We start from the raw sequence: 20758 nt of genomic DNA, 5'->3' as shown, positions 1-20758 counted from the left end.
TCGTATCCGGACGTACCTCCTGCGGTTGTGCGGTTACAGGTTCCTCGTGTTCTGGTGGCTACCCGGTGAGCTCGGCATGATGGGCGCATGACGTTGGCCGCGCGAGCTCTCACGCAACTGGCGACTTGGCCCGACCTCACCGAGGCCGAGCCGAGTTGCGGCATTGGTCGGGCACTGTGCTCATCCCGTGGCGAGATCGCCCACTTCCATACGGACAGGGACGTTGACCTGCACCTCACTGCGCGGGTCATACGGCAGTTCGAAGAGCACCTCACCGGATCCACCGCAGTCCGGCTCGTGCCCGGCTCCGCGTGGCTGACGCTGCGCCTCGACGTCGATGGGGACGTCCACCTGCTCATGACGCTGGCCAGCCTGGCCCTCCAGGCTCAGCAGGCCTGGCCGGTTCCGGGTGACGCTCCCCGGTCGGACTGCAATGATCATCGAAGCGCGGTGCTCCGGCGCGAGAATGTCAGCGGAGGCTGACAGGCACCCTTCCAGGCAGGTGACGCTGTGGCTGACCAGGCACGCGAAGAAGAGGCCATTCGCGGGGTTGTCGACCGCCTGTCGAGCGCCTTCAGCGCGACCCACAGCCCCGAGGAGATCGCGGCAGCCGTAGCCAAGGCACACGCAACGTTCAGTGAGCGGCCCGTTTGCGAATTCGTCCCGGTGCTGGTCGAACGCAAGGCGCGGGTCATCCTCAACGAATCCATCAGGTGACTACGCGCATATCCGTGCACCGTCCGGCAGAACTGGTGGTCGACGAGGACTCGCCGACCACCGTCCTGGGCGGACGCGGCAGGGGGCGGCAGCCACGCCCTCGACGTCGGCCTCCCCCTGGATTGACGGGCTCCGCGCGCCATCGGTTTGAGGAGCGTGGCGGCGAAGCACGGCATACAGCCACCGGAGAGCCGCTGTCGTCGTCGGGCCGCCCAATTCCGTGCCGCAGGGCCCGTTCAGCCCGTCCGAGTGGCTCAAGAGGCGGCGGCCACAGAAGCTGATCAGGGACGACAAGGTGACGAAAAAGTGAAGGGAGGGTGAATGGAGCATGTCTCCTTGGGTGACTGGACGTTGCCCTGGGTACTCAAAGCGCGGCAGGTCTCCCACGGCGCGATCGTGGCAGGACTCCTTGTGGATCTCGCAGTCGATGGGCGTCAGACCGCTTCCGTTCGCACCGTTCAGTTCCCACTCCGTCCAGCAGCCCGGGCCCTGGGCGTCCAGCCCGTTTTGGTGCGCACCGCTTTGCACCGGCTTGCCGATGCCGGGATGGTGAACTTCCACATCGACGATCATCCCGTCGACGGGCCACAGGCCACCGTCGAAGTGCTGCCCGTGATCTCGGCAGCTCCATCGCGACGGGCACCCGCGCACGACAGCTGAGAGCACCTCGACGGTGGGCTCGTCATCCCGCGACGTCATGCCGTGCCGTTTGGATCATCGTTGGGCCAGGTGCCATCGGCTGCGGCACCTCGCCGCATGGTCGGCGGAAGCAACCTTTCCCGGGGATGCGGCGGTCTTACCGGGCGTCGTGCTCAGAGGATCAGCCTCTGTCGATTCGTAACGGCAAACCGACTGGAAAGGGCGCGCTCCATGGTGCTTAATCCCGACTTCTGCCTGGACGTTCCGGAGGGTTTCGACGACTCGGACGCTGAAACTGGGGTGCACCCCATGGCCAGGAAGCTATTCCCTGCCACAACTGCCGCGGAAGCCTTCAAGAAAGCCCATGAGTGGGTGCGGGAACAACAAATCCGCCTCACAGACGTGTCCTGGGATTTCTTCCACGACGAGGACGAGCCCTACTGTCTGAGCATCTATTTCACGTTCGAGCTGTATCCCGAAGACACCTGACCACGACTATGTGGTTTCGTCTGGATCAGACGGTCGGTCGTTGGTCCGGGTATGCAGTCGGGTGGTCGCCGTCTACGCCCGCGGCCTCGGCTTCGGCACGGTGGTCCTCTCCCACGACCTGGCCTGGCACTCGAGGACACGACCCCCGAGTCCGCCGACGGCCTGAACAACGCACCGCCGGAAGTGTGGATCAACCTGGCCACGATCGTGGTCCTGCTGGTCTACCTGCTGCTCAGCATCGCCAACAAACCCGTCGCCGCCACCGCCCAGCGCCGGGCCGAACTCGCAGCCCTGCGCCTCACCCTCCGGGCTCGACTTGTTGCTGCACCGCATCGACTGGAGCGAGCAGGTCCCGACCCACAAAGCCTCCGAGCGGGATGGGTCGAAGATCGCCGCCTGGAAGGATGAGCAGTGGCCTGTCATGAAAAGAGAGCGGCGGACCTGGGCGTCTGGCTCTGCTTCGAGGACGAGGCAATGGGTGAACGACACCTCGGCAATCTTCGCCACCGGCATGCCCTGCCCGGACAGCAGCATCGTCTGGGCCCGCCGCCAGAACACCACGCCCCGGTAGCGTGGCGGATGATCCGCAGCAGCCGCCGACCCCCGTCGTCATCGTTTTCCCGGACCCGTACGGGTTCCGCCACGAGGCCCGGATGTCTGGCATCCACAGACCCGCGCAGCATCCGGACGGCGCGTCACATCACGTTAGGGCACATGCTTGCGGCCACGGCATCAGCCCAAAGAGACGGATCCCGAACCGGAGATGACGACGGCCTGGTCGAGAAACGGGGCGGACGCGTCGCACTTCGACTTCGCGACGACCTCGTCGATGGTGACGGTCAGATTGAACGATCCGCTGATCCTCCGGTAGGAGCCGGTGCCCGAGCCCGCAATGATCGGGGCTGCACCCGTCACGATCACGCTGCCCGAGCAGGTACTGGTGTTGGACGGGAAATGGCTGAACGCACTGACGATCTTCTTGTCGAGGTCGGCGATGCGTACGCGGAACGAGCCGTGAACCAGTGCCAGGTCGAGTTCGCTCCTGTGCGCCAAGTCCTTCGTGCCGTTCGCGCTGACGCTCGTGGCCCCGCCGTAGTCGCCGATCGCTCCGGTGAGGATCACCTTGGACTTGGCGCCGTCGTTGTCGCTGTAATCGGTGAGATGCACGGTGCTGCCGGCCATGGCGGTCTTTGGTGCGGCGGTGTTGCCGGCCGAGGGCGCTCTCGACGTGGACGAAGCACATCCGACCGTTACGAGAGCGCCCACCACCACCACGGCGGCGGTGAGCACGGACGCGCATCGCTTCGTAGGCACAACCAGACATCCCGTATGACGGCCGCCCCTCCGGCTGGACGGTCCTGGACTCCAGTCTCCCGGGAGCCCACCCACCGGGACACAGGGAAGTCCCCCACTTCACCCTGATCTCCGAGGCGCCCGAACCAGGGCGGGCGGGGGATCGCCAGGCATGACCTGCGCAGCCTCTGTTCATCGGCATCAGCCACCGCCGCAGGGTATCGGAGCCCGCGCGGCGCCGCCTGAGCTGGGCCTTCGGCTCCCAGACGGCAGACATGCGCCGTTCATGGCTACCAGTAGGTGGAGGGTTCTCCTGTCCCTGTACGCGGAGTGTCTCTATGCCGGCGCAGCGTTCAGTATTGCTCGGTCTCCACGAAGCCCGAGTCCGCGTTGTCGTCCGCGCTGAGGGCAGCGGCGGTCGGGTCGAATCCGGGCGGGCTGTCCTTGAGGCCCAGGCCCATGTCGGCGAGCTTCGCCTTGACCTCGTCGATGGACTTCGCACCGAAGTTACGGATGTCCAGGAGGTCGGCCTCGGAGCGAGCCACGAGCTCACCCACGGAGTGGACGCCCTCACGCTTGAGGCAGTTGTAGGAGCGGACCGTGAGCTCCAGCTCCTCGATCGGCAGTACCAGATCAGCGGCAAGGGCGGCGTCCGTCGGGGACGGGCCCATGTCGATGCCCTCGGCGTCGATGTTCAGCTCGCGGGCGAGACCGAACAGTTCGACCAGGGTCTTACCGGCGGAGGCCATGGCGTCACGCGGACGCATCGCCTGCTTGGTCTCGACGTCGACGATCAGCTTGTCGAAGTCGGTGCGCTGCTCGACACGGGTCGCCTCGACCTTGTACGTGACCTTGAGAACCGGCGAGTAGATCGAGTCGACCGGGATGCGCCCGATCTCCTGACCGACCTGCTTGTTCTGCACGGCGGAGACGTAGCCGCGGCCGCGCTCGACCGTCAGCTCCATCTCCAGCTTGCCCTTGCCGTTGAGCGTGGCGAGGACCAGGTCGGGGTTGTGCACCTCGACACCGGCCGGAGGCGCGATGTCCGCGGCGGTGACCAGACCCGGGCCCTGCTTGCGCAGATACATCACGACCGGCTCGTCCTGCTCACTGCTCACGACCAGCTGCTTGATGTTGAGGATCAGGTCGGTGACGTCCTCCTTGACGCCCGGCACGGTGGTGAACTCGTGCAGAACGCCGTCGACACGGATGGACGTGACCGCCGCACCCGGGATCGAGGAGAGGAGCGTACGACGCAGGGAGTTGCCGAGGGTGTAGCCGAAACCCGGCTCCAGCGGCTCGATCACGAACCGGGAGCGGAACTCGTCGACGACCTCTTCGGTCAGGGACGGACGCTGAGCAATTAGCACGAGGTGTTGCCTCCAGTGGTTTGGCGCCCGCTATGTGACGCCGTAGACACCACGAAGGGTACGGGTCATACAGGCAATATGGACTGCGCAGAGGCCGAACCGCCCGTCTCCAATCCAGAGACGAGGCTTCGGGCCTCCCCTGCCCGCTGCTCCACGAGGTCTCGCGCTGGCTGGGCCACTGGGTTTCCGTCGCCGAGGGCCTCGACGTGGTGGCCACCGCGGGCACCCCCGACGAGGCGCTGGCCGCCATCGACGAAAACAAGCCGGACGTCGCCATGCTCGACGTACGGATGCCGCCGACCCACACCGACCAGGGCATCGTCGCGGCGGTCGAGGCGCGCCGCCGACGGCCCGACCTGGCCGTCCTCGTGCTGTCCGCGTACGTCGGGCAGACCTTCGCCACCGAACTGCTCGGCGGCGGTGTGGGCGGCCTCGGCTATCTGCTCAAGGAACGCGTCGGCCGGGTGGAGGAGTTTCTCGACGCCCTGTACCGAGTGGCCGCCGGGGGCACCGCCATCGACCCGGAGGTCGTCGCCCAGCTGTTCACCCGCTCCCGCCAGGACACCCGTCTCGACCGGCTCAGCCCCCGCGAACGGGACGTACTCGCCCTGATGGCCGAGGGATTGGGCAACACCGCCATCGCCGAACGCCTCGTCGTCACCGAGGGCGCCGTCCACAAACACATCCGCAGCATCTTCGCCAAGCTCGACCTGTCCCCGACGGACCAGATGGACCGGCGGGTGGCCGTGGTCCTGCGGAATCTGGAGGACCTGCAGCGGCCGGCGTGAGTGTCTTCTTCCGCAGACCGCGCTTGGCCTCGGCGGATCAGTCCTCGGGCAGGAGCCAGCCGATGTGCAGTTCTTCCGCACCCGGGCGGAATGTTCGTATGAGCTCGGCGCGTTCGGGATCGCTTTCGGGGAGGTTGGCGGCGAGGAGGGCCTGCGCGGCGATCGTCTGGGGCCGGGCGCCGAGTGCGGCGCGCAGGTGGAGTGAGCGGCGCAGCATTGCGATCCGCTCGGCGGGCTCCTTGCGCAGTGCTAGGTGCCGGATGATGTAGGACTCCAAGTAGCCGTCGCCGTACTTCGTCGCGATCTCGAGAGCCGTCTCGTAGCGCGGGAGGGCGCCGGCCGGGTCCTGGTCGATGTTGTCCAGCAGGACGGCCCAGTGGAACTCGGCCCAGCCGCGCTGCTTCTCGTCGCCGCTCTCGGCCGCCGCGCGGTAGCCGGCCTCGGCCACGGCGCGGTCGTCGGCGCGGGGGTCGCGCCGGAACAGCAGGCGGCTGTAGGCCAGTCGCGCCGTGAGCAGGTGCGCGGTCGGCGATGCGGGATCGAGCGCCGCGACCGCCTTCTCGGCCTCCTCGTGACCCTCGATCCGGAAGAACCAGCGGTCTACGGCGATCTCCGCGCGCAGCTCGGGGTCGGTGTCCGGGCCGAGGGTCACGAGCGCGGCGTCCCACTCCCCGAGCAGCTGCAGGCGGCGGGCCACGTAGGTGTCGTCAGATAACATGGCGCCTACATTAGGAGCGGCGATGTAGGTGGTCAAGTGAAGTACGGTGACTACATTGGGAACGTGACGCGACTGGCTGTCGAGCTGGCCAATACCGGGACCCTCGACCAGCACGGCGAACTGGTCGCCACGTTCTTCGCGGAGCACGAGGTCACTGCGCCGCCGGGCGGCGACTACGGCGAGCTGCCGGACCTCGTGCGAACGGCCCTGGCGCAGTCGGTCGACGGCGCCGCCCCCGACGCCGTACACCGCCTGCTGCGCGAGTATCCGCCGGACATGCACCTGTCCGACCACGACGGCCTCGGCGGCTGGCACATCCACTTCAGCCGCAACGGCACCCCGGCGAAGCGCTGGGCCGGCCAGCTGATGGCCGCCCAACTCGCCCTGATCGCGGCCGGGGAACCGGCGGTGACGCTGGGGCGGTGCGCCGCGGCCGGGTGCGGAAACTACTTCGTGGACCAGTCACGCAACCGGACGCGCCGGTTCTGCTCCAATGCGTGCGCGAGCCGGACGACGGTCGCGGCTCATCGGGCTCGGGCGGCGAAAAGCTCCTAGCAGGGTCGGTTGTGGAGTCGCCGCCGGCAGCTGCTCGCGCAGCCAGGGGTGCCGAAGGCGCGGTTCGGGTCGAAGGGGCGGATCCGGGACGCCGTCATCGTCCGCGCCAGGACGCCGTCATCGCCCGCGCCGAGGTGCCTGCCGCGCGAGTCGCGGCCGTGGGCTTGGGTCTTCGGGTGCCAACTGCCGTGGTTGCGTGGCTGGTTGGGAGGGCCTATCCGTCCAGGGCCGCTCCAGCCGCCGGGGAGGAGCTGTTCGTGGCTCCCTCCTTCGCGGGTCAGCGGAACGCGAAGTGCTCGGCGTGCAGGTGGTCGCGGGGGACGCCGCGGCGTCGTAGCTCCGGGACGAGGCTGTCCAGTTGCGGAGTCTGCTCTCGCCGTGTGTGCGAAGCGCTCCCACTTTGTCCGACCGATCCACAGTCGGGCCGAAGGCGAGGAGCCTCGGGTTGGCGCCCGTGGTCGTACGGGACCTGCGCGAGCACTGGCCTCCTGCGTCGGCGGAAGAGCTGGAGGTGTTCGAAACCGACATCCTGTCCGGGTTCGTCCTCGCGCGGGCCTCGGCGGGCCTGACGGACGGCGCCATCCGCGGGGACGTCGGGCACTTGGAACTGGGCTGAACGGTGCGGACGACATCGGGGGCCGCGACTGACGCCGGCAACCGCTGGACGTGAGCGATCTGGGCTCGGTCTACCTCGGCGGCACAGCCCCGAGCGCGCTCGTGCGTGCAGGACACATCCGGGCCCACCGCCCGGGCGCAGCCGCCCTCGCTGATGCACTCTTCCGCGTCGAGCGATCCCCGCACTGCCTGCACTGGTTCTGAAGAATCGGGGCATCGCACCCTTGGGTTCGTGCTGAAGAACCTTCGCCGGTCAGGACAGGGGCAGGCGCATGATCGTCAGGTCGAGCCGGCGGCCGAACTTGGTGCCGACCTCCTGCACCGTGCCCACGTGCTGGAAGCCGAAGCGTTCGTGCAGCCGGATCGAGGCGGTGTTCCCGGCCTCGATGTCCGCGATCACGACGTGGTGGCCGGCCTCGCGCGCCCCGGCGATCAGCGCGGCGAGCAGCGCGGAGCCGATGCCGAGGCCGTGGCGGCCGTCGCGCACGTAGACCGAGTCCTCCACGGTGTGCCGGTATCCGTCGAGCTCCCGCCACGGTCCGTAGACCGCGAACCCGGCCACCTCGCCCTCGACTTCGGCCGCGAACGCAGAGCCGCGCTCCAGGTGTGCGGCCAGCCATGCCTCGGCCTCGGCGGGGGACTGCTGGGTGGTGGTCCACAGTGCCGTGGAGTGCTCGATCGCGTGGTTGCGAATCGCGCGGATCGCCTTCGCGTCCTCGGGGCGGGCCGAGCGGACCGTCACAGCCCCGCCCCTTCTCTCGTATATTGGAGTCATGTCCAATATAGTAGATCCCCTGGTGAGGCAGATCGCCACCCGCATCCGCGCCGAGCGGGAGCGCCGTCGCTGGACGCTGGCCCAGCTGGCGGAGGTGTCCGGGGTCTCGCAGGCGATGATCAGCCGGATCGAGCGCGGGGAGAGCAGTCCGACGGCGGTGGTGCTGGGGAAGCTGTCGGCGGCGTTCCAGCTGAGTGTCGCCTCGCTGCTCGCGCTGGCCGAGGGCGCGCAGGACGATCCGTATGCGACGGCGGGGGTGCGCCGCGGGGCGGAGGCCGCAGAGTGGACCGACCCCGCGACCGGCTACCGGCGGCGGCAGATCGCCGGCCCGGACTTCCCCGCCGAGATCGCCGAGATCCGGCTGCCGCCCGGTGCTCGCGTCCCCTATCCGGCCGCGGCCTTCGCCTTCGTTCGGCAGGTGGTCTGGGTCCTCGACGGGCGGCTCACCTTCCACGACGGCGATACGGTCCATGAACTCGCCTCAGGCGACACCATCGAGCTCGGCGAGCCCACCGAGCGCGTCTTCGCCAACACCACACAGGCGGAGTGCCGTTACGTGGTCGTGCTCGCTCGTGGAGTGCGGCCGTGACCGGCGCGATGTCCCGCGGCGGTACGTTCCTGCTGGCTGCGATCGCGGGCGGGGCAATCGCCAACAACTACGCCCTCCAGCCAGTACTCGCCGAGGTCGCCGCAGACCTGGACGTCCCGCTCTCCGTGATCGGCCTCGTGCCGACCGCCGCGCTGATCGGCTGCATGGCGGGCTTCGCCGTCCTGCTGCCCCTCACCGACCACGTCGCCGCGAACCGCCTGGTCGCCGCTCAGCTCACGGCCCTGGCCGCCGGTCTCACCCTCGCCGCGGCCGCACCCTCAGCGCCCGTCCTCCTCGTCGCGTACGTCTTGATCGGCGCGGCCGCCGGCGTCGCCGCCCAGGCGAGCAACATCGCCGGGCGCCATGCCCCAACTGCCCATCGGGCCAAAGGGGTTGCAACAGTTGCTGCCGGTATGTCGGCCGGGATACTGCTCAGCCGCCTCGCCGGCGGAACTCTCGCCGACCTGATCGGTTGGCGGCGGATGCTCCTCGTCTTCGCCGCCCTCGCCCTCCTCGGCGCGCTCGTCGCCGCCATTCGCCTGCCCCGGCAGCGCCCCGACGCGCCCCAGCGTTACCGGGTCACCTTCGCCGTACTGCTTCCGCTCCTGCGCCAACACCCGCCGCTGCGCCGCGCGGTGGCCACCGGAGGCTTCTGGTACTTCGCCTTCAACCTGATCTGGGTCGCCCTCACCCTCACCCTGGCCGAGCCGCCCCACTCCCTGACCTCCACCGCCATCGGCCTGTACGGCCTGGCGGGTCTCCTCGGCTTCGCCGCCCTCCCGCTCACCGGTCGCCTCACCGACCGGTACGCGCCCCGGACGGTGATCACCGTCAGCATGCTCATTGCGGCGGCAGGCACTCTTCTGCTGGTCTCCGGCCTGGATTCCCTGCCGCTCACCGTCCTCGGCCTGGCCCTCTTCGACGCCGGCTGCTTCGCCGCCCAGGCCGCCAACCAGAGCCGCATCATCGCCATCGACCCCCACCGGTCCGGCAGTCTCAGCAGCGTCTACCTGGTCCTGTACTTCGCCATCGGCGCCCTCGGCACCGCCTCTGCCGCGCCCCTCCTCGACCTGCTCGGCTGGCAGGGCACCGCCCTGACCGCCCTCACGGCCCAACTCCTCGCCGCGGCCCTCGCCCACGGCGGGCGCGCCACCGTGGTCGGGCCGGTCAGGGCGCCGCAGCAGCACTCGCGGCGGCGCTCCGTATCGCCTTGAAACAGGTGAAACCCCTGGGTCCGGTACCCGGTCGGGGTGAGGTGGTTGTCAAGCCGGGACTCCATTTGTACCGGAGGGTGTCGCAGGAAAGAGCGGCGTGGCCGCTCGGGCAAGGCCTGGGAGCGGAGCGCTTCCTCGGGCAGATCCCGCTCCGCGGTCGGCGGCAGCTCCAGGGACGTGAGCAAGTCCCGGTAGCGTTCGGCCAGTTGGGAAGGGAGCTTTCTGCTGAACGCGCGGCCCTTCCCACGGCTCGGGTCGCGGAAGACCGCGATGTCGCCCTGACCACTACGCATGGCTTCTTCGAGGACCCGGCGGTGTGACCCCTCGACCACCTCGCGACCGAGTCCTGGGCGTCCTGAACAGCGCGGACGACGTCCTGCGCCCGCGGCAGGAAGACCCGGCCGGCGGGGGTCAGCGTCACCCCCTGCCTGCCACGCTCCGGCAGAGCCGCGCCCGGCTCTTTCTCCAGAGCCCCGATCTGTTGGGAGAGGGAGGGCTGCGTGACATAGAGCCACGCAGCCGCCCCGCTGAAGGAGTCCGCCTCACAGAGCGCGAGGAAGTACTCCAGCTGACGCTGACACCGCCTATCGCCTATCGTCTGCTGTCGGCCTGTCGGCCTGTCGGCCTGACGGCCCGGCCTCACTTCAGGTGTCGGCCGTAGAACCGGTTCGCGTCCTCCCCTTCGAACCACGGGGTGCCGACGTGCCCGCCCATATTGGCGTGCAGCGTCTTCTCCTTGGTGCCGAAGGCGTCGAACACGTCCAGGGCGCGCTGCCGGGGGTTCCCCTCGTCGTCCCACTGCAGCAGGAGCAGCAGCGGAATGGTGACCTGCCGGGCCTCCTCGCGCTGGGCGCGGGGCACGAACCCCCCGGCGAAGAAGCCGGCGGCGGCGATGCGCGGCTCGACCACCGCGAGCCGGATGCCGAGGGCCATCCACCCCGAGTACCCGACCGGGCCGCCGATCTCGGGCAGCGCAAGGAGGGCGTCCAGAGTGGTCCGCCATTCCGGGACCGCCTTTTCGACCAGCGGGCCGACGAGGGACTCGAAGATCTCGTCGACCGGTTCGCCGGCCTGCATCGCCCGGCGGAGTTCGGCGCGGGCCTGTTCGTCAGCGGCGGAACGGGGCCGGTCGCCGCACCCGGCGGCGTCGATGGTGGCCACCGCGTAGCCGGACGCCGCGGTGTGCCGGCCGCGGGCCACCAGCCGGGATTGCCCCTTGGGCAGGCCGTTGTTGTGGGCCATCAGGATCAGCGGGGCCGGTGCGGCGGATCCTGGTGTCCACAGGGTGCCGGGGATCTCGCCGAGGGTGAATTCGCGCTCTAGGACGCCGTCGTCGAGGCGCTGTTCGGAAGTGAATTGCATGGTCGTGCCTTTCGGGAGTGCGCTTGAACGGCGCTCCCGGACGACCTATCGCCCGACCGTGACCCCGGAGGGGAGCACCCATGTCGATACTGTGTTCACGGGTACCACCTCCTCGTTCTCTCGCACGGCCTCTGGGAAGTTAGCAGTGGTCGCCGTGGTCAGCCAACGGGTTTTTGCGGAGGCTCCGTGGCCGGATGCCACGGAGTCACTCGCCTGAAGACGAAGGCTGTGTGGTCAAGGGCTTCGGGCCTGTGGGGTCACGGTGTGGTGCAGGCCGGGACGCAGGGTGCGGAGCCCTGTCAGGGACGGTTTGGCCCGGGCCCGGTGAGTGCGGCTCTTTCAGTGGCCCCCGAATTGGGGGAGGGGCGGCTCTGCCGGGACATGGTGCGGTTCTTTGCCTGCGGTGTCATTGCCCGTGCGGCGGTTTGAGTGGTGGTGAGGAAGTCCCGGGTGGCGATGTGCCCGATGTAGCCGTCGGGACGGATCAGCAGCAATGTGTCGCCAGTCAGACTGTAGGCACTCTGAAGCGTGTTCTCGGGGTCGGAGAAGGTGCGGCCGTCGCCTGCGGCCGATCCGACGGCGAGCCGCTTCAGCTGGGCACCCGCCGTCGGCCAGTCGAGGTTTTCGAGGTCCCGGGCGGCACCGGGGCCGTAGGCGATGGCGGTGAAGTCCGGCCCGCGCAAGACGTCGAACAGCCGGGTCTCGGCGCCGTGGGCACCGAGCAACCGGGCGTCCGGAGCGCGGTCTCCCACGCGCAGTGTGCTGGTGCTGTCCCGGTCGGTGGGGGCGAGCGGGCCGCCGTAGTAGGTCAGGGCGAGCTGCTGTTCGTCCTTGCCGCGCTTCATGCTCGACGGGTCGAGCTTGGCGATGCCGCCCCACTTCTCGGTGGACAGCCCCAGGACCCCGGCGGCGATCGGCTGCCGCTCGGCCTCGTAGGTGTCCAGCAGAGTCGCGCCGGCCCCCCGCGTGTTCGGCTTGGTGCGGCTGGAATACGGGGAGCTCGCCTCGGTGTGCTGGCAGCACGCACCGCGGGCGGTGCGGGAACGCCGCCTGACTGCTGGCCGAGCAGATCCTCCATAGACCCCAACGCGATAGCGCTGCGGGAGCGCTGCGCTGCGGTCTTGCTCAAGGGCGGGTTCGAGCCTGCCCTGGCCACGACGCCTAGACGACGCCGGCCTGCTACGTACTATGCCTGGCCATACAGCTCAACCACGACGAGCGCGTTGACAGGCACCATGTTGAGGAGCCGGCGGTCGCCCTCCGAGGCGTGGATCCTTCACAGATCCCGGCTGTGCACGCGATCGCGGAGGTGCTGCCGGTTCCGGTCGAGGATTTCTTCTCCGTCGGGCTGGAGGCGGAGCTCTGTGTCGCGGCGGCCGTCGAAGACAAGCGTGTCGTGCCGGGGTACGTGTACGTCGTCAGCGCCGTTGATCACGAGCATCGGCGTGTTGGCGTAACTGTCGAGCAGCGGGCGAAGCTCCTGTCGCTCACCGCGCCCCGGCCCTGGTCGACCTGGCCGGCGGGCAGCCCTTTGGTGACCATGTGGGCGTAGCGCTGCGGGACGACGTTCCACTGCCAGGGCATTGGAGCTCCTTCAACCCGCCCGCTGGCGCATAGGCTCGGCCCAGCAGCGATCCAGGTGGACGTTCCCCCACCTCGGGATCAGCACCGGCAGTTCACACGTTGACGTTGGCGTCGAGGTAGATGTTGATGGTGACGGGCATGTTGAAGTCGACTTCCCCGTTCACTTGGGCAGCGCGAGGTGCATGCGTGTGAGTCGCAGTCTGCTCGGAACCGACGAGGGCGGTGGTGACAGCAAGGATCAGGGGCATCGCTGCCGCGGCAGCAAAACGGAAAGTACGCATGGCTGGGTCCTCCCTGGGGGGCATGCAACCGGATGGCGCGAAGCATCCGGCCCAATGGAGCCAACTGGCCGCTACAGCAACGGTCTCGCCTGATCGTCACCTATTGGAGGGCTCACACACCCCCGCCCGCAGCACCCGGGTGCGCCCCTACCTTCTCTGCGAGGCGTCCGGGGCAGCGGTGACCACCGTGGCGAGCAATAGCAGTTGAGGCGTGCTTGGGCCCCGCTCGCCCGATCCAAGCACGGCGGGCGGCGAACACGGCGACGAACCGCGACTCTCGCTGGCTCTCCCCGGATGACGCGCCGACCAGCCGCTTCACCCCTACACCCGCTGCACCCTCGCGAAACTGATCAATGACCTCGACATCGCCACGACCGCCGGCCGGGCAGAAGTGACCCGCCAGCTGCACCGGGAGATGCCCACCCCTGTAATCGCCGAGGCCCTCAGCTACGGCCACATCACCAGCACACTGCACTCCCCGGAGAATTGGCGACCTTTGAATAGGCGAGCCCACTACGAGCCCACCAGTACCAAGGGCCTTCCTCCGGCCCACGTGCTCTGTTCTCCGTCTCCAATCAAGCAAGTTGTGCCGGCCGTATGCGAGTCAGCTCGGGTTCGTGTCCGGGAGATGCAGCGCTGCCGTTCCCTTCCGGTGTGCAATGCGTTCGAGGGACCAGGTGGGGTGCTGCTGGATCCAGCGGGCGGCAATGGCCTGCTCATCAGCGCGGTCGTAGTCGTCGAGGAGCACTACGGCTCCGGGGGCGAGGGCGTCGGCGAGCAGGGGGACGGCCGGATATCGGGCGAGCGGCGCGGTCCATCCGGGTGGGCCGTCCACGAACAGCAGGCCGCAGCCGCTCAAGTCGTGCCAGGCCGATTCGGCGTACCAGGAGCAGGTTTCGCCTTGGACGTCGCACTGCTCCAGCGGAGCAAGCCGCACCTCGGCGAATTCGCCAAGCCCCAGGCGGCTGAGCTCCTGCGTGGTCTGTTCGTGATAGTCGGGATCGTGTTCCAGGCTCACCAGACGGCCGGGTATGCCGTAGGTGCGCAGGGCCGTGGCAAGCCACAAGGTGGAGATGCCGCTGCCCAGTTCGACGGTGAGTGCGGGGCGCCGGGAGCGGATCTGCTCCACGAGGTACAGCAGCAGATCCGGGGCTGCGGTCCACCTGTCGCCCGGCGGGATGGGGGCGGAGGGCTGCAGAGCCTGCTCCAGCCGTGCCAGGTATTGTCCGTCTTCGGTCTGCACGCTGTTCACCTCGACTGGTCTTTGCCACCTGCTCTGCCATGCCCGCCGCTCCGACGGCATGGTGGGCAGGTCAGGTGGCGGTCGTCGTTGTACAGGGGGCGCCGTTGTACAGGATGAGAGTGCCGTAGAGGCTGCGCCCGTTGCCCGCGCCCATGAGGTCCGGCGGCGCCGCTACTCCTGTCAGCCCCGTCGCTGATCGCTCAGTAATGGGTGTCGTTGACAGTGACCAACAACCCGTGGCGAGCCCCGGGTTCAGCCCGGTACGACTCGTGACTCGTGTGGTCCGCCTACCGGTTCCGGTAGGCGTGGATGCAGAACGGTCGCTCGCACCGTGGCTACTGCTGCTCCCACTGCTCCCTGGTGATCTCGTACCGTACGCCTCCGTGCTCGGAGCCCTCGATCATCTCCATGTCGGGGGGAGTGGGGATGGTGTCCGCGAGCGTCATGTCGAGCTTCTTCATGACGTTGCGCGAACCGTGGTTCACGGACATCGTCTCAGCCCAGACCATGCGCACACCGAGCTCTGTGAACGCCTTGCCCAGCAAGGCCCGCGAGCCCTCGGTGGCATAACCCTTGCCCCAGGCCGCCTGCCGCAGCCGGTAGCCGAGTTCGACTTCGTCCAGCGGGCCCTCCGGCTCGGGACGCAGGATGAACCAGCCGATGAACGCGCCGCCGTGCTTCTCGTGCGCGGCGAACAGTCCGAGGTCGCCGCCCCACTTCTCGTAGCCGGCGAGGATGTTCGGCAGGTAGCGCTCGCGGACGACCTCCGGCGCGGTCGGATTGCCGCCGGTCAGGTAGCGCATCACCGCCGGGTCGCTGTCCAATTCGATCAGCAGGTCCGCGTCATCGGCAGTGAAGCGGCGCAGGGCCAGGCGCTCGGTCTCCAGGTAGGTTTCCACGAGTCGATCATGCCTCAAGCAAGTCGGGCAGCCCAACGGGTTTCCTCGGCAACTCGGGGGCGCTGTCATGACGTTGCAGGATCGGGATATGAGCACGGGGTGCAGCCCGGTGTCGGCCCGTTCCCCGCTGCCCCCGAAGGAGCGGTCGCTTTCCTCCCATGCCCCTCGCCATCGCCCAGCGTGGCACCGGGCACAGCTCCGGCGTGGGCGTGTACCGCAACTCATTCACAGCAGTAGGGCCCGGGCAGCCTCACAGCCGGGATCTCAGCACGTCGACCTCACAGCCCGGAGCGGATGGGTCGAAGCCGTGCTCGACGAGCCAGCGAATCACCAGCAGGCTTCGCAGCGACCACCACGCGCGGATCACGTCGAGGTCGGCGTCGGTGCCGTAGCCGGCGAGGACGTCGCCGAGGTGCTCCTCGTGTCCGAGGGTCAAGGTGGCGAGGTCGAACAGGGCATCACCCTGGCCTGCCTCGGACCAGTCGATGATGCCGGTGACCTCGTCGCCGTCGACGAACACGTGGGCGATCTGCAGGTCGCCGTGTGTGAACGCCGGAGTCCACGGCCGGAGCGCGGCCTCGGCGACCTGTCGGTTGCGGGTGACCAGGTCGGCGGGCAGGACGCCGTTCGTCACGAGCCACTCGCACTCGCCGTCGAGATCCGCTGCCAACTCGTCGAGGCCCCGGCCGCCCCCACCGGGCCACGGCGGCAGTGGCGCGTCGTGCAACTTCCGGATGGCGGCACCCGCCATGGCCCACGCCTCCGGCGACGCGGCAGACGGCTCGCCGAGGCGGCCGAGCGCCGACCCCGCGACCGCGGCGATCGCGAGCACGGGCGGCTTGCGCCACAGGACCTCCGGGGTCGGGACCGGCGCCAAGGCCATCGCCTCGACCTCGACGTCGATGCGCGCCTGATCGGCATCCACCTTCAGGAACACATCGCCGACGCGCAGGGTCGCGCGCTCGGAATGGGCGACGACGACCTTGACCTCATCCATGGCGAGCAGTATCCCGGGACGGCCGTCGACGCCGTCGGGTTTATCGCGCGGGATCCCACGGCCGACCGCGTCCCGCTCCCCGTCGGCCTGGTCCAGCCGCGCGGCGTCTTGCCGGGCCGAGCGATTGAGGCCCGGAGTTCAGTTCCTCGTCGGCACTGGGGTGTTCGCAGGCTCGGCCAGGTACTCGGGTTCGAGCACGAACACGGGAATCACGCGTTCGGTCTTCTCCTGGTATTCGGCGTACGGCGGGTACGCGGCGACCGCGCGCTGCCACCACTGGGCCTTCTCGTCCCCGGTGAGCTCACGGGCCGTCATGTCCTGGCGTTTGGAGCCGTCCTGGAGATCCACATGCGGGTCGGCCTTGAGGTTGAAGTACCAGACCGGGTGGCGCGGAAAGCCGGCCTTCGAGGCCACGGCCGCGTATTGCCCCTCGTGCTCCACGCGCATCAGCGGGATCTTACGGATCTTGCCGCTCTTCGCACCGCGCATCGTGACAATGACGACCGGCAGGCCCGTGTCCCAGAGCGTCGTGCCCTGCATGCCACCCGAACTCTCATACAACTCGACCTGTTCGCGCACCCATTGCGCCGGACTCGGCTCGTACTCGCCCTCAAGAGGCATCGTCTTCACCCCACCGTATGGACTATGTCCGCGCAGTCCAACACAAGCCTCGTGTGAAGGCGAGGTCGCCGTTTCGCGCTCTGCCGACAACTTGAAGTGAGACGGCAAGGCTCCGGTGTCTCGTCCGGCTGCCGTGGTTTGGGCAAGGCCGTGAGACTGAGCGGCTGGGCACGCCATGAGACACGGCGAGAAGCACCACAGTGTCGGATGCATGTCCGATACGGCATCGCCGTGAGCTGGCTGGGCGGCAGGTTCGATCCCGTGTCGTGACAATCCCCGGAACCGTGAGAGGCAGCACGGCCTGATCAGAACTCTGGGGCAGCTTGCCGGTGCGAGAGGGTGATGCGCCGTTGTGTCGGGTCGATTTCCAGGATCTTGACTGGTAGCTCGTCACCAACCTGGATCTCTGAGAAACCGTCGCCCAGTTCGGAGTTGTGCACCAGCCCTTCGAATCCGTCGGCAACTTCTTCGATGCGTACGAAGGCGCCGAAGGGGACGAGTTTGGTGACGCGGCCGACGATCGTCTGGCCGATCTGCCCGGTCAGCAGCGACATCGGATCATCGTGCAGGGCCCTCAGGGACAGTGATATGCGTTCACGGATGAGGTCGACGTCGAGAATTTCGGCAGTGACCTCCTGCCCGACGGAGACGACGTCGCGGGGGTGGTCGATGGGACGCCATGACAATTCGGGGATATTGATCATCGCTTCGACACCGCCGACGTCCACGAAGGTGACGCCGAAGTCGGCGACGTGGGTCACCGTGCCGGTGACGATGTCACCTCGGTGGAGAGCCTTGAGTGAGGACCAGGTGCGGTCGCTCGGCGTCGGCTCGGTCCGCCAACGGGCCCGCACCACCCCGTCTATGTCAGGCATGACCGCGGTGAACAGAGGTGCACGTTCATCGGCATACACGGACAGGAGTGCTGCAGCATCGGCAACGGATATCCGGGCGGCCAACTCCGGGAACTCGTCCTCTTCGACGACAGCGCTGTGGATCCGGCCGTCCTTGTCCTGCCAGACCCCTTCGACGAGGCCTCCGGCGGGGAGTGAACCGAGGACGCCGTCGATGTCGGAGGACAGGGCTGGCCACACGGCCAGTCGGGCACGCGGAGCGAGCCCGGCGCGAACCGTGTCGACGGTGTCGCGGTCGAGGCGGTGCCATCGTGAGGAGCCTTCGACGCGTATCTCTTCCAGGAGTCCGGCTCGGCCGATCGCGACAGCCCAGTGCAGGCCGGCCCAGAAATCGTCGTCGCCAGGTCGCTGAACGTCTTCGCCGTCGACCACCATGTCGTACGGGGAGGCGTCCCGGCGTTCCGGGAACAGCCCCAGAGCGCGGGTTCGGGCCAGCGCTTCCTCGCATGGCCTACTACTACCGATATAGACGTACTGGTCCCATCCCACATGGACCGCGAAAGTGTCCTCCACTTCCAGCCGGCACCAAGCGCCGTTGCCGCGCAGCATGGCCCGCACCAGCTCCAGCCCGATATCGAGCGACACCTCTGCCCCGTCATGGAAGCCTGCCGGATCGACAGGGAGACGCCCGGCCAACCCGAAGTCGTCCACCGGCGGGTCGACGCCGAAGTGTGCCAGCGACGGGACCTGCGGTTCACGTACGGCCAAGTGATCGATGCCGGTGTCCCCGGCGAAGGCCGCGACCGACTGAAGGTAGGCCGCCTCGACCTCGCCGTGATCGCTGGTGGTGTCCTCGGTGCCGGTGTAGTGCCCGCGTTCGTCACGGTCGGCGGGGTCATATTTCGTGACGCGATAGACGTAGGGGAGTTGCACATCCCTATCTTCCAGCGCAGCCCTGACACCGGCCTGGGGAAATGACACAGGCGTTGAGACAAAGCGTCGGGACACGTTCTGAGAGGGCGTTAACAGCAGCTAACACAATGAGATGGATCGTCGCTGATGGCTGTGTCCAGAGCGGTAGTTGAGCGTTCGGCTCGGTGTGGGGACGTCGCCGTGGATCGTGCCGGATGAACTGTGGGACCGCCTTGAGTCTCTGCTGCCGCAGCGCGAGCGCAGGTTCCGGTACCCAGGGCACCAGCCACTGCCGGACCGGGACGTGCTGTACGTGCTGCACACCGGCATCCAGTGGGAGTACCTGCCGCAAGACCTTGGCTTCGGCTCAGGCATGACGTGCTGGCGGCGGCTGCGGGACTGGAGCGAGGCCGGCGTCTGGCAGCAGCTGCACGAGGTTCTGCTGGCCGAACTGAACGCGGCCGCGCGGCTGGACTGGTCGCGCTGCGTGGTCGATTCCTCCCCGGCGAGCCGGGATACCTGTACGCACAATCCTCAACGCCCATTCTGTTAGCCGCTATGAGCTCGTAACACGATCATGATCGCGTTACGAGCCCTTACGCCCATCTGGAAGAAACTCGATCGAGGAGTTCACCTCCGACAGTGCCGAGTAGGCCTTCTTCCGGTTCAGGTTCTTCATCGGCAGATCTTTTGACCTCGCCGTGCCTGTTTTCAACTTCAGCGGTCGGCTTGGGCCGAGCACTTGACCCTTCGGAGGCGGGTTTTTGCATAGCGACCGCGGATCCACCAGCCACTCCGATCGCGGCAAGCAGGACAGGGGTGGCGATCAAGATGGCGAAGACTCTACGTGCACGCATGGTTTCCCGCCTCGTCTAGGACAACTTCGCCACCAAGCTACCTCGCTAATCATTCCGAAAAACCGCTCAGCGAACTACTCACTCGCATGGCCGAGCGCGCTAGCCCTCTGCGAGATGGTCAAATTCACCGACCTTGACTCCCTCGATCATGGCGGCTATCTCCGAGCGCGCGTAGAGGAGGGCCGGACCGTTGGGGACCTTGCTGTGGCGGGATGGCGATGCCGTTGTCGTAAGTGGCCGATTGGTTAGTTCTTGGCCACGGATGGTCCTCGGATCATCTCCTGAGCCATGGAGGTACGGGAGTCGGGTGGGCGAGGTCCCTTAGAGGTCGCAACACGATCTTGCGACCCAGTCCCAGTAGTCATGTCGTGGTGGAGCGTGGGAGCTTGGCCCTGGATCGTGGACGATGATCTGTGTGGGGAAGAGGGACTGGATGAGCGTGGTGTGGGCGGCGACGTCGCCCGAATCGGGACTCTTCGATCCGGTTGAGAGACGTTCAGAGGTGAAGGATCTGTCAGACCGCTTCAACGACCTGCGTTCCCGTGGGCAGGGGTACGTCGAGGTTCGGTCGCCGGACAGGGAGTTCCCGGTGCTGATCCTGGCCTTCCGAGATGATCACGCGGTCGTCCATCTGATGAGTGACACCGAGAGGATGTCTCTGCTCGTAGGAGACGGCACCGTGCCCTCGGGTGCCGAGGTCGAACTCCCGATCATGGACGACCTCGCCGTGTTCATGGGCGACTTTGTCCTGGATATCGATCGGGCGTGGGACCTGGTGCACGACTTCACGCAGACATGGGCGGCCGGCCCTGCGGGTGAGTGGTGTGAGTTGTAGCTAAAGACTCGTGCCACGATCATGACCGGTGCTTCTTCAGTCGTCTCCAGCAGATGAGGCCGCAGGCCAATGAGACGAAGGCGTCGTGGAGTTCGGTTCGGCGTTCCCAGCGGACGGCGAGGCGTTTGAACTGGTGGAGCAGGGCGAAGGTCTGCTCCACGACGTAGCGGAGCTTGCCCAGGCCCTTGATGTTCGGGGCGCCCTTGTGGGAGATGACCGGCAGGATCCGGCGCTTGCGCAGCTCGTCGCGGTTGGGGTTGGAGTCGTAGCCCTTGTCCCCGAGCAGTGAGTCGGGGCGGCGGCGTGGCCGGCCGGGGCGGCCTGCGACATGCGGGATGCCGTCGACGAGGGCGAGGGTCTGGGTGACGTCGTTGACATTGGCCGCGGTGGTGATGACCTTGAGGGGGGTGCCGCGTCCGTCGCAGATCAGACATCCGATGCGGTTGCGGCGTCAAGCGGCGACGGCCAGAACAGGTGCGGGGTGGGGTGGGAAGGCGATGCTCTCGTTGTAGGGAGTGCGCTTGGTGAGGCAGTGGTGGAGGCAGCCGAGC

General features: G+C 67.8%; 24 protein-coding genes and 5 pseudogenes. 14 read left to right on the top strand and 15 right to left on the bottom strand.

The features are described from left to right. Positions 1-87: 87 nt before the first annotated feature. From P2Q00_RS49145 to P2Q00_RS51235, 5 genes and pseudogenes are all read left to right on the top strand, one after another. A complete protein-coding gene (locus tag P2Q00_RS49145; RefSeq protein WP_275781537.1) occupies positions 88-483 on the top strand; it encodes a luciferase domain-containing protein in 396 nt (131 codons plus the stop codon). A gap of 27 nt (positions 484-510) precedes the next feature. Next, positions 511-717, top strand: a complete 207-nt coding sequence (locus tag P2Q00_RS49140) for a three-helix bundle dimerization domain-containing protein (protein ID WP_275781536.1) — start codon at positions 511-513, stop codon at positions 715-717. 321 nt (positions 718-1038) lie between these two features. Continuing rightward, positions 1039-1377, top strand: coding sequence for a hypothetical protein (locus P2Q00_RS49135; protein ID WP_275781534.1), 339 nt, complete (start codon positions 1039-1041; stop codon positions 1375-1377). A gap of 210 nt (positions 1378-1587) precedes the next feature. After that, complete coding sequence (locus tag P2Q00_RS49130) at positions 1588-1845, top strand: hypothetical protein (RefSeq protein WP_275781533.1); 258 nt, start codon at positions 1588-1590, stop codon at positions 1843-1845. A 304-nt stretch (positions 1846-2149) separates the two neighbouring features. After that, a pseudogene (locus tag P2Q00_RS51235) lies at positions 2150-2319 on the top strand (winged helix-turn-helix domain-containing protein); the annotation flags it as partial. A 3-nt stretch (positions 2320-2322) separates the two neighbouring features. Here P2Q00_RS51235 and P2Q00_RS50890 read toward each other — a convergent pair. The 3 genes and pseudogenes from P2Q00_RS50890 to P2Q00_RS49115 form a co-directional block, all read right to left on the bottom strand. Next, positions 2323-2489, bottom strand: a pseudogene (locus tag P2Q00_RS50890) (IS630 family transposase); the annotation flags it as partial. Between the two features lie 88 nt (positions 2490-2577). Next, on the bottom strand, positions 2578-3027 hold the full coding sequence (locus tag P2Q00_RS49120) for a hypothetical protein (RefSeq protein WP_275781532.1): 450 nt from the start codon (positions 3025-3027) through the stop codon (positions 2578-2580). A gap of 464 nt (positions 3028-3491) precedes the next feature. Then, a complete protein-coding gene (locus tag P2Q00_RS49115) occupies positions 3492-4508 on the bottom strand; it encodes a DNA-directed RNA polymerase subunit alpha (protein WP_275781531.1) in 1017 nt (338 codons plus the stop codon). A 146-nt stretch (positions 4509-4654) separates the two neighbouring features. Here P2Q00_RS49115 and P2Q00_RS49110 point away from each other — a divergent pair, with 146 nt between their 5' ends. Beyond that, positions 4655-5296 carry a response regulator transcription factor gene (locus P2Q00_RS49110; protein WP_275781569.1) on the top strand — a complete coding sequence of 214 codons (642 nt, stop codon included), beginning with the start codon at positions 4655-4657 and terminating at the stop codon, positions 5294-5296. A 37-nt stretch (positions 5297-5333) separates the two neighbouring features. Here P2Q00_RS49110 and P2Q00_RS49105 read toward each other — a convergent pair whose 3' ends face one another. Next, positions 5334-6014 carry a hypothetical protein gene (locus P2Q00_RS49105; protein ID WP_275781530.1) on the bottom strand — a complete coding sequence of 227 codons (681 nt, stop codon included), beginning with the start codon at positions 6012-6014 and terminating at the stop codon, positions 5334-5336. A 63-nt stretch (positions 6015-6077) separates the two neighbouring features. Here P2Q00_RS49105 and P2Q00_RS49100 point away from each other — a divergent pair, with 63 nt between their 5' ends. The 3 genes and pseudogenes from P2Q00_RS49100 to P2Q00_RS49090 all read left to right on the top strand — a co-directional run. Then, entirely contained in the window at positions 6078-6569 is a 492-nt protein-coding gene (locus tag P2Q00_RS49100) for a CGNR zinc finger domain-containing protein (RefSeq protein WP_275781529.1), read from the top strand. Between the two features lie 445 nt (positions 6570-7014). Further along, positions 7015-7185, top strand: coding sequence for a hypothetical protein (locus P2Q00_RS49095; RefSeq protein ID WP_275781528.1), 171 nt, complete (start codon positions 7015-7017; stop codon positions 7183-7185). Positions 7186-7229: 44 nt separating this feature from the next. After that, positions 7230-7388: pseudogene (locus tag P2Q00_RS49090) on the top strand (sterol carrier protein domain-containing protein); the annotation flags it as partial. Between the two features lie 49 nt (positions 7389-7437). Here the strand turns inward: P2Q00_RS49090 and P2Q00_RS49085 are convergent. Next, positions 7438-7959 carry a GNAT family N-acetyltransferase gene (locus P2Q00_RS49085; protein ID WP_275781527.1) on the bottom strand — a complete coding sequence of 174 codons (522 nt, stop codon included), beginning with the start codon at positions 7957-7959 and terminating at the stop codon, positions 7438-7440. On the opposite strand from P2Q00_RS49085, the gene P2Q00_RS49080 reads away from it, so the two are divergent. Together P2Q00_RS49080 and P2Q00_RS49075 are read left to right on the top strand one after the other, a co-directional pair. After that, a complete protein-coding gene (locus tag P2Q00_RS49080; RefSeq protein WP_275781526.1) occupies positions 7958-8548 on the top strand; it encodes a helix-turn-helix domain-containing protein in 591 nt (196 codons plus the stop codon). The two genes, P2Q00_RS49085 and P2Q00_RS49080, sit on opposite strands and share 2 nt — an antisense overlap. Further along, positions 8545-9762, top strand: a complete 1218-nt coding sequence (locus tag P2Q00_RS49075; protein WP_275781525.1) for an MFS transporter — start codon at positions 8545-8547, stop codon at positions 9760-9762. The genes P2Q00_RS49080 and P2Q00_RS49075 overlap by 4 nt, the downstream gene beginning before the upstream one ends. Here P2Q00_RS49075 and P2Q00_RS51065 read toward each other — a convergent pair. From P2Q00_RS51065 to P2Q00_RS49065, 3 genes and pseudogenes are all read right to left on the bottom strand, one after another. After that, the gene (locus tag P2Q00_RS51065) at positions 9716-10405 is read right to left on the bottom strand and encodes a LysR family transcriptional regulator (protein ID WP_369293700.1); all 690 of its coding nucleotides are present in this window, start codon (positions 10403-10405) and stop codon (positions 9716-9718) included. The two genes, P2Q00_RS49075 and P2Q00_RS51065, sit on opposite strands and share 47 nt — an antisense overlap. After that, on the bottom strand, positions 10402-11124 hold the full coding sequence (locus P2Q00_RS49070) for a dienelactone hydrolase family protein (RefSeq protein ID WP_275781524.1): 723 nt from the start codon (positions 11122-11124) through the stop codon (positions 10402-10404). The genes P2Q00_RS51065 and P2Q00_RS49070 overlap by 4 nt, the downstream gene beginning before the upstream one ends. Positions 11125-11423: 299 nt before the next feature. After that, a pseudogene (locus P2Q00_RS49065) lies at positions 11424-12086 on the bottom strand (FAD-dependent monooxygenase); the annotation flags it as partial. 305 nt (positions 12087-12391) lie between these two features. Here P2Q00_RS49065 and P2Q00_RS49060 point away from each other — a divergent pair. After that, complete coding sequence (locus tag P2Q00_RS49060; RefSeq protein ID WP_275781522.1) at positions 12392-12676, top strand: hypothetical protein; 285 nt, start codon at positions 12392-12394, stop codon at positions 12674-12676. Positions 12677-12800: 124 nt separating this feature from the next. Here P2Q00_RS49060 and P2Q00_RS49055 read toward each other — a convergent pair whose 3' ends face one another. The 6 genes from P2Q00_RS49055 to P2Q00_RS49030 form a co-directional block, all read right to left on the bottom strand. Beyond that, positions 12801-12989 (bottom strand): hypothetical protein, encoded by a 189-nt coding sequence (locus tag P2Q00_RS49055; protein ID WP_275781520.1) that lies wholly within the window; start codon positions 12987-12989, stop codon positions 12801-12803. A 604-nt stretch (positions 12990-13593) separates the two neighbouring features. Beyond that, positions 13594-14232 carry an O-methyltransferase gene (locus P2Q00_RS49050; RefSeq protein ID WP_275781519.1) on the bottom strand — a complete coding sequence of 213 codons (639 nt, stop codon included), beginning with the start codon at positions 14230-14232 and terminating at the stop codon, positions 13594-13596. 335 nt (positions 14233-14567) lie between these two features. Beyond that, positions 14568-15131: a GNAT family N-acetyltransferase gene (locus tag P2Q00_RS49045; RefSeq protein ID WP_275781518.1), complete on the bottom strand. Its 564-nt coding sequence runs from the start codon at positions 15129-15131 to the stop codon at positions 14568-14570. Between the two features lie 250 nt (positions 15132-15381). Next, positions 15382-16128, bottom strand: coding sequence for a phosphotransferase family protein (locus tag P2Q00_RS49040; protein ID WP_275781517.1), 747 nt, complete (start codon positions 16126-16128; stop codon positions 15382-15384). Between the two features lie 138 nt (positions 16129-16266). Continuing rightward, positions 16267-16749, bottom strand: coding sequence for a nitroreductase family deazaflavin-dependent oxidoreductase (locus P2Q00_RS49035; protein WP_275781515.1), 483 nt, complete (start codon positions 16747-16749; stop codon positions 16267-16269). 305 nt (positions 16750-17054) lie between these two features. Then, the gene (locus P2Q00_RS49030; protein ID WP_275781513.1) at positions 17055-18536 is read right to left on the bottom strand and encodes a S1 RNA-binding domain-containing protein; all 1482 of its coding nucleotides are present in this window, start codon (positions 18534-18536) and stop codon (positions 17055-17057) included. 166 nt (positions 18537-18702) lie between these two features. Here P2Q00_RS49030 and P2Q00_RS49025 point away from each other — a divergent pair. Next, a pseudogene (locus P2Q00_RS49025) lies at positions 18703-19017 on the top strand (transposase); the annotation flags it as partial. A 761-nt stretch (positions 19018-19778) separates the two neighbouring features. Next, positions 19779-20207 carry a hypothetical protein gene (locus P2Q00_RS49015; RefSeq protein ID WP_275781511.1) on the top strand — a complete coding sequence of 143 codons (429 nt, stop codon included), beginning with the start codon at positions 19779-19781 and terminating at the stop codon, positions 20205-20207. 19 nt (positions 20208-20226) lie between these two features. Here P2Q00_RS49015 and P2Q00_RS51060 read toward each other — a convergent pair whose 3' ends face one another. Then, positions 20227-20601, bottom strand: coding sequence for a transposase (locus tag P2Q00_RS51060; RefSeq protein WP_369293701.1), 375 nt, complete (start codon positions 20599-20601; stop codon positions 20227-20229). Between the last annotated feature and the right edge of the window lie 157 nt (positions 20602-20758).

It is taken from the genome of Streptomyces coacervatus, from assembly GCF_029223485.1.
Classification (GTDB): Bacteria; Actinomycetota; Actinomycetes; order Streptomycetales; family Streptomycetaceae; genus Streptomyces; species Streptomyces coacervatus.
The sequence above is the reverse complement of the archived record's forward strand: the minus strand, read 5'-3'. Positions and strand labels throughout refer to the sequence as shown.